Origin of the sequence: Ethanoligenens sp. (assembly GCF_047718355.1) — a bacterium.
Classification (GTDB): Bacteria; Bacillota; Clostridia; order Oscillospirales; family Ethanoligenentaceae; genus Ethanoligenens.
Window position 1 is genome coordinate 1 of sequence record NZ_JBDNLG010000072.1, and the last position, 14,856, is coordinate 14,856.

Here is a 14,856-nt window from a genome sequence, read left to right on the forward strand (position 1 = left end):
GTTGTATGTTCAACTAATTGTATTTATAATATACTTTGAAGGATTTGTCAACTACGCCTGCGCCTACAGGGCAAAATTTTTTAAAACACATTTGCCAACCAACACGGCATCGAAAGGACTGTTTCATTTGCAACACAAGACCACTCTGGCGCCCGCTGCCCAGCCGCTTTCACCCGGATATAAGTGGCTGGCGCTTTCCAACACCACGTTGGGCATCCTGATGGCGGCGCTCAACAGCAACATCATCCTCATTGCACTTCCCGCCATCTTCCGGGGGCTGCATGTAGACCCCATGCAGGCAAGCAACGTACCCTATATGCTCTGGATGCTGATGGGTTATACTGTGGTGACAGCCACATTGCTGGTCTCTTTTGGCCGCATCTCAGACATCTACGGGCGGGTACGGCTGTATAATCTGGGGTTTGCCGTCTTCGCCGTCACTTCTGTGCTGCTTTTCCTCGCACCCGGAAAAGGCACGGCGGGCGTACAACAGCTCATTATCCTGCGGCTGCTGCAAGGTGTTGGCGCAGGCTTCCTGTTTTCCAACAGCACCGCCATTATCACCGATGCGTTTGCTTCTCACCAGCGCGGCATGGCAATGGGCATCAATCAGATTGCAGGCATCGGCGGCTCGCTCATTGGCTTGATTGTAGGCGGCCTGCTCGCGGATATTGACTGGAAGCTGGTGTTTCTGGTGAGTGTACCCGCCGGGTTGTTCGGCACGGTCTGGGCCTACCTCAAACTGAAAGAAACCACCCAGCCTGATCGTTCACAGAAGATCGACTGGGCAGGCAATATCACATTTGCCGTGGGGCTGACGGTGCTGCTGCTGGCGCTCACCTACGGCATCATGCCTTATGGCAGCGATAAAATGGGCTGGCGCAACCCCCTTGTCATCGTGGGCTGTCTGATCGGCATCCTGCTGCTAATCAGCTTTGTAATCGTGGAACTGCGCATAAAAAACCCAATGTTCCATCTGCGTCTGTTTCGCATCCGCGCGTTTTCCTGTGGATGCATCAGCCTGTTTTTGTCCTCTGTGGCACGCGGCGGTCTGCAATTCATGCTCATCATCTGGCTGCAAGGCATCTGGCTCCCCCTGCATGGTTACAGTTTCGCCTCCACGCCGCTCTGGTCCGGCATTTACATGCTGCCAATGATGGCGGGCTTTTTTGCTATGGGGCCGTTGAGCGGGATGCTCTCCGACCGCTTTGGCGCAAGGTGGTTCTCCACCGGCGGTATGATACTCACAGTAGTCGGCTTCGTATTGCTGACCTTCCTGCCCGCCAATTTCAGCTATGGCATCTTTTTTGTGCTGTTGCTCATCCTCGGTTTTGGCATGGGTATGTTCTCCGCACCGAACACCACTGCCATCATGAACGCCGTACCTGCCAACCAACGCGGCGCGTCCGCCGGTATGCGTTCTACACTCCAGAATACCGGTATTGCGCTGAGCATGACCCTCTATTTTTCCATCATCCTCATCGGCATGGTACATCAGCTGCCACCCATCCTGTCACAGGGGCTGATTGCGCAAGGCGTGCCGGTGGCCTCCGCAGTAAAAATCTCCCAACTTCCGCCGACAGTCGCGTTGTTCTCGGCGTTTTTAGGATACAATCCCATGAGTCATTTGGTACCTGCATCCGTGCTTTCCGCGCTGCCTGCCGCTTCGCGCGCCACGCTGCTGGGTACTCGGTTCTTCCCCCTCACCATCGCACCCGCGGTGATGTCCAGCCTGCGGCTGGCGTTCTACATGTCTGCCGCCATGTCGGCCATCGCGGCGGTGGCCTCCTTCCTGCGCGGCGGGCGGTATGTCTACGGGGAGGACAACGACCAAGAGGCATAATCCCCGCAGATTTACAGGCACAACAAAAAGAGGCTGTCCGGTACGTTTCCGTATCGGGCAGCCTCTTTTCTGTGATGCATTTATTTCAAGAACCCACCATTTAAAAGCGCCTGCGCGGCACACTGCACACCAACCATACCGGTTTCAAACGTCAACCCGCCCTGCATCCAAACAGCATATGGCGGACGCAGCGGCGCATCGGCGGAAAGCTCAATGGACGCACCCAGCGTGAACGCACCCGCCGCCATGATGACCGGACTATCATATCCCGGCATGTCCCACGGTTCCGGCCGCACGAAAGCGTCAATGGGCGAACCGCTCTGCAAGCCTTGGCAGAACGCCACTAAAGCATCCGCATCGCCCAGCTCAATCGTTTCAATGATATCGGTGCGCGGCGCGTCCCAGCGCGGTGTGGCGGCAAATCCGAATTGTTCAAACAAAGCTGCCGCGAATACAGCAGTCTTGAGCGCCTGCGCGGTGACATGCGGTGCAAAAAACAGACCTTTGAACAGCGCACGGGTATTGCCAAGACTTGCTCCAACCTCGCGGCCCACGCCCGGCGCGGTCAGGCGGTAACCCGCCAGTTCCACCAAGTCATGCCGTCCGGCAATATAGCCGCCTGAATCGGCCATGCCGCCGCCCGGATTCTTGATGAGCGAGCCGATGATGAGATCCGCACCCACCTGCGGCGGCTCCATTTCTTCCACAAATTCACCGTAACAGTTGTCAACCACCACCAACGTGTCGGGAGAAGCATGCTTGACGGTTTTACAAAAAGACGCGATGGCCTCGATGGTCAGCGACGGACGCAGGCTATACCCGCGCGAACGTTGAAGATATGCCACCTTGACGGCACTCTGGCGCAGCCTGCCCGCTACAGCGTCCAAATCCAAGCCGCCTGCGGGCAGCAAGTCGATCTGCTCATACTGCACGCCGTAATCTTTCAGCGAACCCTGCCCGCTGCCGCATAAGCCGATGACCCCATGCAGCGTGTCATACGGCAAACCGGAGCAGGAAAGCATCACATCGCCGGGGCGCAGCACTGCAAACAGCGCCGTGGAGATAGCATGTGTACCCGAAACGAAGTGATGCCGCACCAGCGCGTCCTCCGCACCCAAAGCCCGCGCAAAGACCTTGTCCAGTGTGTCCCTTCCGCGGTCGCCGTAGCCATAGCCGGTGGACGGTGCAAAATGCGATTCGCTTACGCGGTTTTCCGCGAACGCCGCCAATACTTTACGGCTGTTTTTGGCCGCCATCCGTTCAATGCGTGCAAACACAGGCGCGCAAGTCTGCGCAGCTTTCTCAGAGGCCCGCTCAATCTTTTCATCTATTCCAAAAATGTCCACGCCGAAACATGTCCTCCATTTTCCTTTTGTAGTATCTGACATATAAGTATCCGCCGTTCAAATATCCAACGTGCGGAATCCCCGCACCATGCGGCCGATCCCTGCGTAATCATTCTGCACTTCGACATCCATCAAGCCGGCGTGCGTAAGCAAATGCGCCACGTCTTGTGCCTGCCCCATCCCCACCTCACAGGCAAGCAGTCCGCCGGGGCGCAGCACCGATATCCATGCACAAAGTGCACGGTAAAAGCGCAGGCCATCTGCACCGCCGTCCAAGGCAAGCACCGGCTCACGGCATACCTCCGCCTGAAGCGTAGGCAATTCGTCCGTGCGGATATACGGCGGATTGCAAAGCAGCACATCAAATGAACCGGTGAGCGTATCCCGTGGTGCCCGGAGCATATCTCCCTGCACCGCACACACCCGGTCTTCCAACCGGTGCAGTCTGATATTCTCACGCAGAAATGCCAGCGCGTCGGTAGAAAACTCCAAGCAGACCGCTTCGCAGCCGGTCTCCTGTGCCACAGAGATTGTCACACAGCCGCTTCCCGCGCAAAGTTCCAACAGGCGGGCAGTCCGCTCAGCCACCGGCTCACGCGGGTGCAGATAAGAAATCGCTGTTTCCGCCAGCAATTCGGTTTCGGGACGGGGAATCAGCACGCCCGGTCCCACTTTGAACGGCAAACCCATGAATTCCCACTCGCCCAGCAGATACTGCAGCGGTTCCCCTGCCGCACGTCGTTCCACATCAGCCCAGAGCGCCGTACAAACAGCCTCCGGCACCAGTGCCTCGCCGCGCAAAGGCAGTTCTCCCCGCTTGATGTGCAGGTGTTTTTCAAGCAGACAAGCCGCGTCGAACGCCGGTTTGTCTGCCTGTTCCAACCGCTTTTTGATGGCGCGGTATAGTGCCCGTCCGGTCATAGCGCCGCTCTCACCCTGCGCTCCCCCGCACACGGGTTCACCACGCATCGTCTGCCGGGTTGTCGGTCAGTACAGCCTGTAATGATTGGATTGCCACTTCAAGCTGGCTGTTATCCGGTTCACGGGTGGTCAGCTTTTGCAGCCAAAGGCCGGGTGCCAGCACGCCACGCATCAACCCGGTATCATGCCGCCCGGCGAACTTGATGATTTCATAGGATATCCCCACCACCAGCGGCAGCAGGAGCAGCTTGAGCAGCACACGCAGCGCCAAGTTGTCCCAAGTGAGAAACGAGGACACAATGATGCCGATTACAATAACAATCAGCAGAAAACTGGTGCCGCAGCGGGGATGCAGGCGCGTGTAGCGGCGGGCATTCTCCACCGTCAGTTCATCCCCGTGTTCATAGCAATAAATTGTCTTGTGCTCCGCACCATGGTAACCGAACAGCCGCTTGACATCTTTCATGCGGGAGAGGGCGGCCAAATATCCGATAAACAGTACCAACCGCACGCCCCCCTCCACAACAGAACGGAACATCCCATAATGGACGATGCCGGAGGTGTACTTGACCAGCACGGCAGGCAATAAAATAAAAAAAGCTACCGCAATCGCCAGCCCCAGCACCATGGCTCCTCCCGCAGCCAACGTCGTTGCCTTGGATGAAGGCGTTTGGTCGCTCTGTTCATTCGGTTCATTGTTCGGCCGTTCATCACCCTGCATGGCATATTCCGCGTCCGCTTCCCCTGCTGCGCTGTTCTGACCGGTTTCTACCCCGGCCATGTGCTGCCGTGTGGGTGATGTTTCTTCATCGTCGAGCATCCCGGAGATTTCCGCAGAGGTCATCAGCGTCTTGTACCCCGAATACAGCATCTCCACAAAATTGACGATACCGCGCAGGATTGGCAGCCCCAAAATTGGGTAGCGGTCACGGATGCTGCTGTTCTGCCAGGTTTCCACATGAATGCCGCCGTCGAGCTGCCGCACCGCCATAGCAGTAGACCGCACCCCGCGCATCATCACGCCCTCAATCACAGCCTGGCCGCCAATCATCGTTCGATGGTTTGTTCTCGCCACTTGACGTTTTCCTCCCGTTTGAAGCGCCGCGCTATACACGGCTGTCGGTCATCCATCATTCAAACGCCGCGCCATTCATTTAGAAGCGGTCGGCAGCGTGATGGTGACGGCTGTACCTTTGTTCTCCTCACTGGCGATCTCCAGCGTTCCGCCGTGCAGGCAGACGATTTCGTCCGCTACCGCCAGACCAATACCGGACCCTCGCCTAGTAAGGTTGCCTTTATAGAATTTCTGCTTGACGCGAGGCAGATCCCGCAACGGGATGCCACAGCCGGTATCGCTGATGATAATCCTGATGTGGTCACCGTTGTTGAGCGCTTCTACCTTGACGATGCCCCCCGCTTCGGAATATTTAAACGCGTTATCCAAAATATTGACAAACACCTGCCTCAGCCGGTTGCGGTCACCCATCAACGGTGGCAGGCTCGACGGCTCATTGTAGACGAACGTAAGACCCTCGCGGTGCGCACGGTCGGAGAACATCAGCACAGCCTCGCCCAGTTCCGCCAGAATATCGATCTTGTCGATGGCCATACGGAACCGCCCGCTTTGCATCCGAGAAAAATCCAGCAGATCCTCCACCATATTGGACAGGCGGCCCGTCTCCTCGATGATGACCCGCATCCCCTTTTGGAGGGTATCCTGATCGCCGGGCTTGCAGCCCAGAATGGTTTCAGACCAGCCCTTGATCGCCGTGAGCGGGGTGCGCAGTTCATGCGACACCGAAGAGATAAAGTCATTTTTTATACGGTCTGCCGTACCCAGTTCACCCGCGAGATTGTTGATCGTATCGCAAAGTTCACCGATTTCGTCATCATAGCTCTTGCCAATGCGGGCATTGTAATCACCAGAGGCAATGCGCCCTGCCATAGCAGTCACTTCACGAACCGGCACCACAATAGAATTGATGAAATACATCCCAGAAAACAGCACAAACAGAATAATCGAGAGACAAACGACCCCGCTGATGAGTGAAAACAGAGCGATTTGCCAGTCCACCTGTGAAAGTGAAACCACGTAACGCGCGGCGCCCAGCACTTTGCCTTGTGTGTCGCGCAGGATACTCGTGACTGCCATTACCTTTTCACCGGTGGACGCGTTCACCCCCATCCAATTACCAATACCCTGCGACGACGCATTTGCCTGCGCAAAGTCCGGCATAGACAGCTTGTGGTCTGGCAGAAAATCGCTGGATGTCAACAGAATATCGCCCTTTTTATTCAAAATGAGCAGTTCCATGTTATCTTTATCGGAAAATCCATCCACAAAATCCTTCGCGGTAGTATAGAAATCCGGCGTTTGCGGGTCTAAATCCCGCGTGAACTGCGTTGCACACACCCGGGCCTCGGTAGTGAGATAACTTTGTACGGTATTATAGTAGTAGCTATGCACAGCAAAGGCAAAAGCAATCCAGACGATGCCGAGGATGGCAATGATAATGCCCATGCTATTGAAAACCCACCGTCTGGTAATGCCTTTAAAAATAAATACTTGCTTGATTTTCATGGATAACGCTCCTGCCGTCCGCCAAAAACAGCCCGCAAACTCACACGGTTTCCCCTTTGCTCCATTTATATCCGAATCCCCACACCGTCAGGATATGACGGGGATGGGAGGGGTCCTCTTCTACTTTCATGCGCAGGCGGCGGATATTGACATCAACAATCTTGAGTTCACCAAAATAATCCTCGCCCCACACATGGTTGAGGATATCTCCGCGTGAAAGAGCGGCATTGGGATTCTCCATAAAAAACTTGATAATCTGATACTCCATCTGTGTCAATTCAATGGGTTGGCCATGCCGGTAAAAAGTGCGGCTCTTGGTATTTAAAACAAAATCACCTGACACAATCCCATGTTCATCATTTGCTCCGCCGGCATCAAGGTTCAGGCGGCGATAAAGCGCGTCCACCCGCGCGACCAATTCCGACGGGCTGAACGGCTTGGTTACATAATCGTCCGCCCCGATCATCAGCCCGCCGACTTTATCCATTTCCTGCGTGCGTGCAGTCAGCATAATGATGCCCACCGTTTTGCTTTTTTCACGCAGCTTGCGGCAGACGGCAAACCCGTCCATTCCCGGCATCATGATATCCAGTAAAGCGACGCAGATTTCGTCCGCATGTGTGTCATACAGCTTAATCGCTGTTTCCCCTGTTTCTGCCTCCAACACCTCATAGCCCGCACGCTTGAGATTGATAATCACAAATTCGCGGATAGCCTGCTCGTCTTCCACCACTAAAATTGTCTTTGGCACACAAACTCCCCCTATCTATCGATCTGATACGCCAAACCGGAGGTCTTCATCTTCTTTGGGGCCTCATTCAGTCAATCAGCTTAAAGTGCTGGCGCACTGCCCCAATGTCCAGATAATATGGGCTGCCCACACCCGCCGGATTTGGCTGATAGGCATACACCATCCCGTCACTTTCCGTCACACGCTGCAACGAAGAATTTGCATCCATTGTATCCCACACATCGCTTGCATATGCCATAATATCAAACAAACGGAGGCCAACCTGCCGCGTCACGGGGTTCCATTCATAAAACGCCCAGTCGGCGTCGCCGTTTTCCCGCATGACGGTGACATTTTGTACACCGTTATCCCAATTATCCGGCAAGATAAAGGTATAGCCCTCGGTACTATTGATGACCGAGCACAATTTTTGTGTCAATGCGTTATTTTTCCAGTCCATCCACCGCACTTCCCAGATTTTGTCCGTCGTTTTTCCACTATAAATATCTTCATAACCGGGCATCTCTACGGGTTCCGGAATCTCCATGGTGCCATCGTTATCTACATCCTGACAGGCAATGGGAATCTCCCGCAGTGTTTCCGCCGAAGCTGTTTTTTTGTCCGCATCATAAAGCGGAGATGTTAGCGTGCCGTTTTTCCACAGCACCATTTCCGTAACCATCGTCTTCGTCCCTTTGCGGCTGTCAATCAGCACCGCTGGGGAGCCGTCTTCCTCCGTGGGATAGAGGCCTGCGTAACCGGTAACCGTACTGTCGAGAGGCGTCTGGCTGATTGTCCCGATGGAACCGGCGACCGCACCTACAAGCGACGCGGTTGCTTTCTTATTGGCACTATCGAGTTTGAGCAGCAACAATTCATCCTTATTGCTGCCGGTCATGCTGACGCGCGTCATCTCCGTGTAGGTATCCGGATATATCTTTTCATATTTGTTACCATGAAATGCATAGATGCCCAGCACCATGTCTGTGCTGGTAAATGACGTCCACCCAATGGCCAGCTCATCCGTTCCATTGCCGTCAAAATCTCCAAACATAACTTGGTCGACTTCGTTACCGTCTCCGCTGATGTCGCATACTTCCTGCCACTTTTTATTAGTTTCCTTCATCACCATTACGTGTGTGCCGGTTTTTTCCTTGGATGATGTATAGAACGCGAGCGCCGAAGTCGAAAGTCCATGGTCAAAGCTGTGCAGAACAAAGGAAGACCGGTAATTGCCGTTGCGCGGATGTTTCAAGGTGTGCTGCGCGCCACCCAGCGCATTGGTAAGCGTCTGCTCAATGGCCTGCTGCTGCTTTGTAAGTTTTGGCGGATTCATGAGTGCCGTCACATCGGTGGACACCACCGTACATCCTGACAGCGTCACTGTCAGAAAAAGCATAAGGCAACCCAGAAGCCATTTTGAACCGTACCGCAAGCGCGCCATCCTTTCTGTTTGTCGCCATCTCCTGCCCTGTTCTCAAAAACTGCTTCCAAACACCGCAATGCCGAACACAAATCAGCAGCGCATACACTCCGCTGTCATGAAAAAGCAAAAAAAAATACCGGTTAAAACCGGCACGAAAAAAATAGAGGGACAATGTAATCGGGAAATTTGCCGACAGAACGCGGCAACATTATTTCCTAACACAAATTATAGCACCACTCTCGCCGCCGATGGTTACACTTTTATTACAAACCCATTACTTTTTCTCTAAAAAACGACCGTCATGCGATATCGAGCAAAATGAGACTTGCCAAACAGCAAACAATTTAGACTCTCTGCGTTTTGCTGCTCTGTTTAAATCAGTATACTTCATTTTCATAAAGAAGTAAACAATTTGCCTGCCCTGGGCCTCACACTTAGAGATAACGGTAACGATTCAGATATAATTCATAGTCCTTGCGGTTCATTTTCACGAGTGTATCCAGTACAAGACCGTTCAAAACCAGCATAACGGAAACAAGCACCAGCCCCAATGCCAAAATGGCGGACGGGACTTTGTAGATATAATGCAGCTGGATAAATTCGCTGATGACCGGTAAACCAACTAAGACACCGAGTAAAAATGTCACAAGCGCCACAATAGAAAAAAACGGTAACGGCTTAAAGTCTTTGAACAAGGTTAAAATTGTACCCAAAACCCGAATGCCATCCGAATAGGTATTTAGCTTAGAAGTACTCCCTTCGGGTCGATCCCGATAGGTAATCGGGATTTCCTTAATCAGGAATTTTTTATCAAGCGCATGAATACTCATTTCCGTTTCAATCTCAAAGCCACCGCTTAAGATGGGCATGGTTTTGACAAAGTAACGATTAAAGCCTCGATAACCAGTCATAATATCATTGATATCGTTCTTAAACAAACGTCCAATGAGAGATTTAACCAGATTGTTTCCAAAATCATGAAATGGGCGTTTGTTTTCGGCTCTATACGTTCCATTGGATAGTCTGTCCCCAATTGTCATATCCGCTTCCCCGCTGATCAACGGTTCCAACAATTCGGAAGCAAATTCTGCGGGATATGTGTCATCCCCGTCAATCATAATGTAATAGTCCGCCTCAACATCGCGGAACATGCTGCGCACCACATTCCCTTTTCCCTGCCTCGGTTCTTGACGGACGATTGCACCGTTCTCCCGTGCGATATTGGCTGTTTTATCTTTCGAATTATTATCGTAAACATATATTTCCGCATCTGGAAGCACTCTATGAAGATCCTTAATTACCTTCGCAATCGTCAGTTCTTCATTATAGCAAGGAATCAAAATGGCAATTTTCAAAATTTACATCCTCTCCAAAAAACATTTTTGCGTTTTATCCGCCACAACAGTTGCTTTAAAACACGGCATGGTAGCTTCTAATGACCATGTCTTTCAAACAAAATCCTCAGGTACTCTAAAATCTCAAAAAATATAAAAATGAATATATTCGAGCTTGCCACAACAGGAACACCATCAGCCCTATCAAACCACATATTCATTTTTTCAAAATACCCCAAAGTACATAGCAAAACGGTTTGCCAGTAAAAGCAGCGCCATCAAAGCAACAGGTATAAAGCATCTACCTTGCACACCAATCATTCCAAATCGACCAATACACAATGGTGAAAACCACAAGGAAAATGATGTATAATCGCCCAAACTCCTTGAATCAAAGAGGCAAGATATCCACGTTGTTCAAAGGAGTCATTGTACATTTCTTTAATAGTCTGCCCCATGAACAGGCCCATTCCCTGAATATCATCCTCATTATAAGATAACACATTAGATGCGTCAAGATATAATGCGTTTGCGATGACTCGTGCAAATTCATTTACCGCGCTTTGAAAGGCAGGCTTCTTTTCTGACCAAAAATCGAAAAGACACTTATCGGTAAACTGTTTGGTAAATATAATAACCATTGACAGTCTGAGGCGTAACACGCAAAAACTGTACTTCTGCATCGTCAAAAGCTTCCAATGTGGACGTGGTCAGCAGATATTTGACCTGCCACTTCTGCAAGTCGTCAACATTCAAAGAAACCTGAATACTATCCATCTGCAATAACGAAAAACTAGTAGGATCTTTTGTCAACTGCACATTTATATGTGCATATCGGTTGTAGGTGGATATATATTTCCTTTTAGGGTCTATCAGTGTCCACTTTTTCATGTCGGGATAAAAATTGATGCCGTCCAGATCCCTTACACCAGTTGCTTGCAGGAAACTTCCCATACATGAATTATTGTTAGCGATCCAATTCGCATTGCGGTCACTATCGCGGATCTTGCGGATCTGTACCGTCAACTCGCTATGAAAAGTTCCGCCAAGACCAACATTGATCGGATTAACCGTGGTACCGGACACCATTACCACCCCAAACATAACCACAGAGAAAAGCCACTTCAAACCTCGCAGCAAAAGATAATTGAGAACAAGCAGAACCAAAATGAAGGCAATATAATACCGCAGCCGCACATAAGCCTTTAACTGCGTATCATAAACCGAAAGGAAATAAAATCCCGCAATGCCCGCACAGAAAACACTTGCCAGCCAAGGGCTTATACGATGTGAGGCAGCCAGACGGCAAAGTTCCGACAATGCCCAAATACTAAGTAGCATCGCAGAAAATGCATATGCCAAACCAATGTGCGCAGTAACATAAGACAGCAGCGTAATCTTTGCAAACCAAACCGGCACATGCAGATAATTATACGCAATACAAAGCAGTGAAAAAACCGACAACGAAATGCCAAAGCGCAAATGCCGCGCATGATGCTTCACCAAAAATGGTATTGCCAGCAAAACAGCCGGCAAAAAATTATAAAAACTACTGCTCTCGCAATTATTGGAAATTGCAGGCGGAATATCTTTGAACGGTAAAAACACGTTGGTCAAAAACACATTGATGCTGTATGGCAGACCCTCTCCTCCGGTACTGACTCGGTGACCCGGATAAGATGTGTTGACAATTGCCGCAATTGCATCCTTAGAAATCAGATAGACATGCAGTAGAATGCCAAGTGCCATAATAGCCGCACAGCTTATCAGTATATAGTCCCTATAGGAAAAGACTACTTTTTTACGAAACCCTATAAACACCATGATCAACAGCAACAGCGTCAAATAGCCCAGAGGCACTTGCAGCGCCGGATAGAGTGTTAAGGCATAGCCCACACAAGACAATCCAAATCCCACAGCGCATGCAATCTTAACAGCCGGCCGATTAAAATACCGAAAGAATGTGTAAAACAGCACCACAAGTGCTTCCATGTAAAAGACAATATCCCCCACATGCTGCATGAACCACCATTGTATTGCCGGAGAAAAGGCGATCCAAAACGATCCCAGCACCGATATTAGCTGATTCCGTCGGGTAATCATCATGCAGAGTTCAAACGAAAGCAGAAGCATCAGCAGAAGTTTCAGATTCCAGTACCATGCAAGACCATATGAAGAACCAAACAGCAAAAACCCCCACATCAGCGGTTTTGCCAACGTAGAAATATCCCATACTGCCGACCCATAAGAAACGATCATATTCTGACCGGACATCGTGATATTCCCATTGACAACAGAATAAGGCGTGTCGCTGTTGTCCTGCGCAAGATCATATGGTGTCTGTACAAGCCACTCATCACTGCGTATTGCTCTGGCTTTCCCTAAAAGCACAGAACTGGGGGAATCTGATGGGATATAATTGTTCCACATACTGATAGAACTACCGTTTACTTTACAGACAGTCAGGATTACAAACAGTATCAGCGCCAAAAGATAGCGGTATTTAATGCACTGTTTTACAAAATCTTTAATGGGTAATTGCACTATCTTCCTAAAAAAATTTTCTCCTATTTCCATAAAGTAAATACCTCTTTCATCTTTTTCATCCTCATCGCTGCTCTTTCCCATGCAACAAGCTTTTTATCCATTATCTGTTTAACAATATGCTAAAATCCAGATTTGTTAGGTCTAGCACATGGCTTTAACCCATCAAAACCATCATACAATATTGAGACAATTTTAAAGCATCTACCATTAAACCCGTATATCAAACGCTTCGCAAAGGGCCTCCACCACGCCGTCCTCGTCATTCGATTTGGCTATGTGGCGGCTGACTCCCTTAAGCTTGGGATGTGCATTGGCCATCGCATAGCTCTCCCCGCAAACTTGCAGCATTTCGTAATCGTTGAGATAATCGCCAAACGCCATACACTCGTCGGGTGCGATGCCATATTCTTTTTGAAAAACGCGGATGGCCTCCCCTTTGTTTACATTGGGATTCATCACATCCACCCAATGGCTGCCGGAGAGACAGACATTCAGTGCCCCGCCAAACGGCTGCAGCAGCGGATAGGCACCTGTTTCCGCCTGCTTCATGTCAAACGCGGCAATCTTGCAAATACGATCCTGCCGCTCCGCGTCCATCACATTCGCCACTCGCTGATAGCGCGAATAGTACATCTCCACATTTTCCACAAAAAAGGGATCATCCGCTTCCGTATAAGCACTTTTCTCCCCGCACAGCACCGGCAGCACGCCATCTGTCCGATGGATGGCGTCCAGCACCGCCGCAACCTGTTTCGAGGGCAACTCGCTCACCCATAAAGTCCGCCCACGGTCGACGACCATTGCGCCATTTTCCGAAATAAAGGAGATTTTGTCCCGGACTGGCTCAAACAGATGCAGTAGATTATAATACTGCCGCCCGCTCGCCACGGCAAACCGCACGCCTTTGTCGAACAATTTCTGCAAAACAGGAAACAATCTTGGCGAAAGTTCCCGTCGGCTGTTGAGCAGCGTACCGTCCATATCCGCCGCCACCAGTTTCAGCATGATGACCCCTCCTTATATTCCGCCTTGCCATGCGGCATCAGCAATATTTTTCCATGCCAGGCCAAATGTCGCAAACCGCATTCCATTATATACTATTTTCGCTATGCACGCAAACCAACATGCTGCATATTTTTACACCCGTATGGAAAGAGCCATCTCATGCACCTGTCACACGGATGCGAATTCACAATAGGATGAACAAGGAGCTTCTGTGCCATTGGCCTATGGAAGCACTGTCATGTTCTGAAATCCAACGTTTTGCTCCAGCTCTCCCGCTGCTTTCGGGCAAAACCGTGAAGACAAGGTGGTTCTAATGGGTTATTTAGCAATCTTTCTTTTTGCACTCTCGGCAAACCTCGATAATTTCACAGTCGCCATTACTTATGGGATGCGAAAAATTCAGATCGGTCCTATTCCCAATCTGCTGATTGCCGGTATCTCCGGCGGGGGCACCTTGCTGTTTATGACAGTGGGCGTTTGGATTGGCCGGTTTCTACCGCACTCCATCGCCGACATAATCGGCAGTCTGCTGCTGATTGGCATCGGTATCTGGAGTATAAAAGGCGCCTTGTGTGCCAAGCCATCCAAGCCCTCCAAACCACGGCACAGTAACGGCATCCATTTGAGCGAGTTGCTGGATGCTCCGGAAAAAGCCGATGCCGATGCAAACGGCAGCATCGATTTACGGGAAGCAACAATTCTGGCCTTCGCGCTGACAATCAATAACGCCGGTCTCGGCCTTGGAGCCAGCATTGCGGGTGTCGACATCCTGCTCACCACTTTATGCACCACCTTTTTCAGCTTGGCAGCCATCTTTATCGGATGCCTGATCGGCAAAAACTGGGCTTCCCGCCTGCTGGGGCGCTTTGCTCCATTAATTGCTGGAATCGCCATCGCTGCGCTGGGTGTCTATGAGCTCATTCCGGTTTTGTAAGAACCAACATCATATAAACCGATACACAACGGCTATCCATGCCTAATGAGCCTAATGAACATTTTTACGAATGTTATGTAGGAACTTTATCAAAAAGATTAGGGGCATAATCACGCACTTGTTCCCGTATATTCAATATAGCCCAAAACGCTTCCCCTGACATCTATCACATATTGTACACAATATACA

Annotated in this window: 11 protein-coding genes; 2 read left to right on the forward strand and 9 right to left on the reverse strand. The window is 50.7% G+C overall.

The features are described 5' to 3' along the window. Position 1 precedes the first annotated feature (1 nt). A complete protein-coding gene (locus ABF463_RS10640) occupies positions 2 to 1,843 on the forward strand; it encodes an MFS transporter (RefSeq protein ID WP_415533611.1) in 1,842 nt (613 codons plus the stop codon). Between the two features lie 80 nt (positions 1,844 to 1,923). On the opposite strand, the gene ABF463_RS10645 is transcribed toward ABF463_RS10640, so the two are convergent. From ABF463_RS10645 to ABF463_RS10685, 9 genes are all read right to left on the reverse strand, one after another. Then, positions 1,924 to 3,231, reverse strand: coding sequence for an aminotransferase class I/II-fold pyridoxal phosphate-dependent enzyme (locus tag ABF463_RS10645; RefSeq protein WP_415533612.1), 1,308 nt, complete (start codon positions 3,229 to 3,231; stop codon positions 1,924 to 1,926). A 15-nt stretch (positions 3,232 to 3,246) separates the two neighbouring features. Next, positions 3,247 to 4,110, reverse strand: coding sequence for a peptide chain release factor N(5)-glutamine methyltransferase (gene prmC / locus ABF463_RS10650; RefSeq protein WP_415533613.1), 864 nt, complete (start codon positions 4,108 to 4,110; stop codon positions 3,247 to 3,249). 37 nt (positions 4,111 to 4,147) lie between these two features. Continuing rightward, positions 4,148 to 5,185 (reverse strand): DUF1385 domain-containing protein, encoded by a 1,038-nt coding sequence (locus tag ABF463_RS10655; protein WP_415533614.1) that lies wholly within the window; start codon positions 5,183 to 5,185, stop codon positions 4,148 to 4,150. Positions 5,186 to 5,260: 75 nt separating this feature from the next. After that, the gene (locus ABF463_RS10660) at positions 5,261 to 6,691 is read right to left on the reverse strand and encodes an ATP-binding protein (protein WP_415533615.1); all 1,431 of its coding nucleotides are present in this window, start codon (positions 6,689 to 6,691) and stop codon (positions 5,261 to 5,263) included. 40 nt (positions 6,692 to 6,731) lie between these two features. Further along, positions 6,732 to 7,442, reverse strand: coding sequence for a response regulator transcription factor (locus ABF463_RS10665; protein ID WP_415533616.1), 711 nt, complete (start codon positions 7,440 to 7,442; stop codon positions 6,732 to 6,734). Positions 7,443 to 7,509: 67 nt separating this feature from the next. Next, on the reverse strand, positions 7,510 to 8,820 hold the full coding sequence (locus tag ABF463_RS10670; RefSeq protein ID WP_415533617.1) for a hypothetical protein: 1,311 nt from the start codon (positions 8,818 to 8,820) through the stop codon (positions 7,510 to 7,512). A gap of 461 nt (positions 8,821 to 9,281) precedes the next feature. Further along, on the reverse strand, positions 9,282 to 10,202 hold the full coding sequence (locus tag ABF463_RS10675; protein ID WP_415533618.1) for a glycosyltransferase family 2 protein: 921 nt from the start codon (positions 10,200 to 10,202) through the stop codon (positions 9,282 to 9,284). Positions 10,203 to 10,787: 585 nt separating this feature from the next. Then, positions 10,788 to 12,758 carry a hypothetical protein gene (locus tag ABF463_RS10680; protein WP_415533619.1) on the reverse strand — a complete coding sequence of 657 codons (1,971 nt, stop codon included), beginning with the start codon at positions 12,756 to 12,758 and terminating at the stop codon, positions 10,788 to 10,790. Positions 12,759 to 12,935: 177 nt separating this feature from the next. Beyond that, positions 12,936 to 13,733 (reverse strand): HAD family hydrolase, encoded by a 798-nt coding sequence (locus ABF463_RS10685; RefSeq protein WP_415533620.1) that lies wholly within the window; start codon positions 13,731 to 13,733, stop codon positions 12,936 to 12,938. Between the two features lie 313 nt (positions 13,734 to 14,046). On the opposite strand from ABF463_RS10685, the gene ytaF reads away from it, so the two are divergent. Beyond that, positions 14,047 to 14,667 carry a sporulation membrane protein YtaF gene (ytaF, locus tag ABF463_RS10690; protein WP_415533621.1) on the forward strand — a complete coding sequence of 207 codons (621 nt, stop codon included), beginning with the start codon at positions 14,047 to 14,049 and terminating at the stop codon, positions 14,665 to 14,667. The last annotated feature ends 189 nt before the right edge of the window (positions 14,668 to 14,856 follow it).

Excerpts from the sequence above, each read along its gene's own strand:
- ABF463_RS10645 (WP_415533612.1), bottom strand. The coding sequence starts at position 3,231 with ATGTCAGATACTACAAAAGGAAAATGGAGGACATGTTTCGGCGTGGAC.
- prmC (WP_415533613.1), bottom strand. The coding sequence starts at position 4,110 with ATGACCGGACGGGCACTATACCGCGCCATCAAAAAGCGGTTGGAACAG.
- ABF463_RS10660 (WP_415533615.1), bottom strand. The coding sequence starts at position 6,691 with ATGAAAATCAAGCAAGTATTTATTTTTAAAGGCATTACCAGACGGTGG.
- ABF463_RS10670 (WP_415533617.1), bottom strand. The coding sequence starts at position 8,820 with ATGCTTTTTCTGACAGTGACGCTGTCAGGATGTACGGTGGTGTCCACC.
- ABF463_RS10680 (WP_415533619.1), bottom strand. The coding sequence starts at position 12,758 with ATGGAAATAGGAGAAAATTTTTTTAGGAAGATAGTGCAATTACCCATT.
- ABF463_RS10685 (WP_415533620.1), bottom strand. The coding sequence starts at position 13,733 with ATGCTGAAACTGGTGGCGGCGGATATGGACGGTACGCTGCTCAACAGC.
- ytaF (WP_415533621.1), top strand. The coding sequence starts at position 14,047 with ATGGGTTATTTAGCAATCTTTCTTTTTGCACTCTCGGCAAACCTCGAT.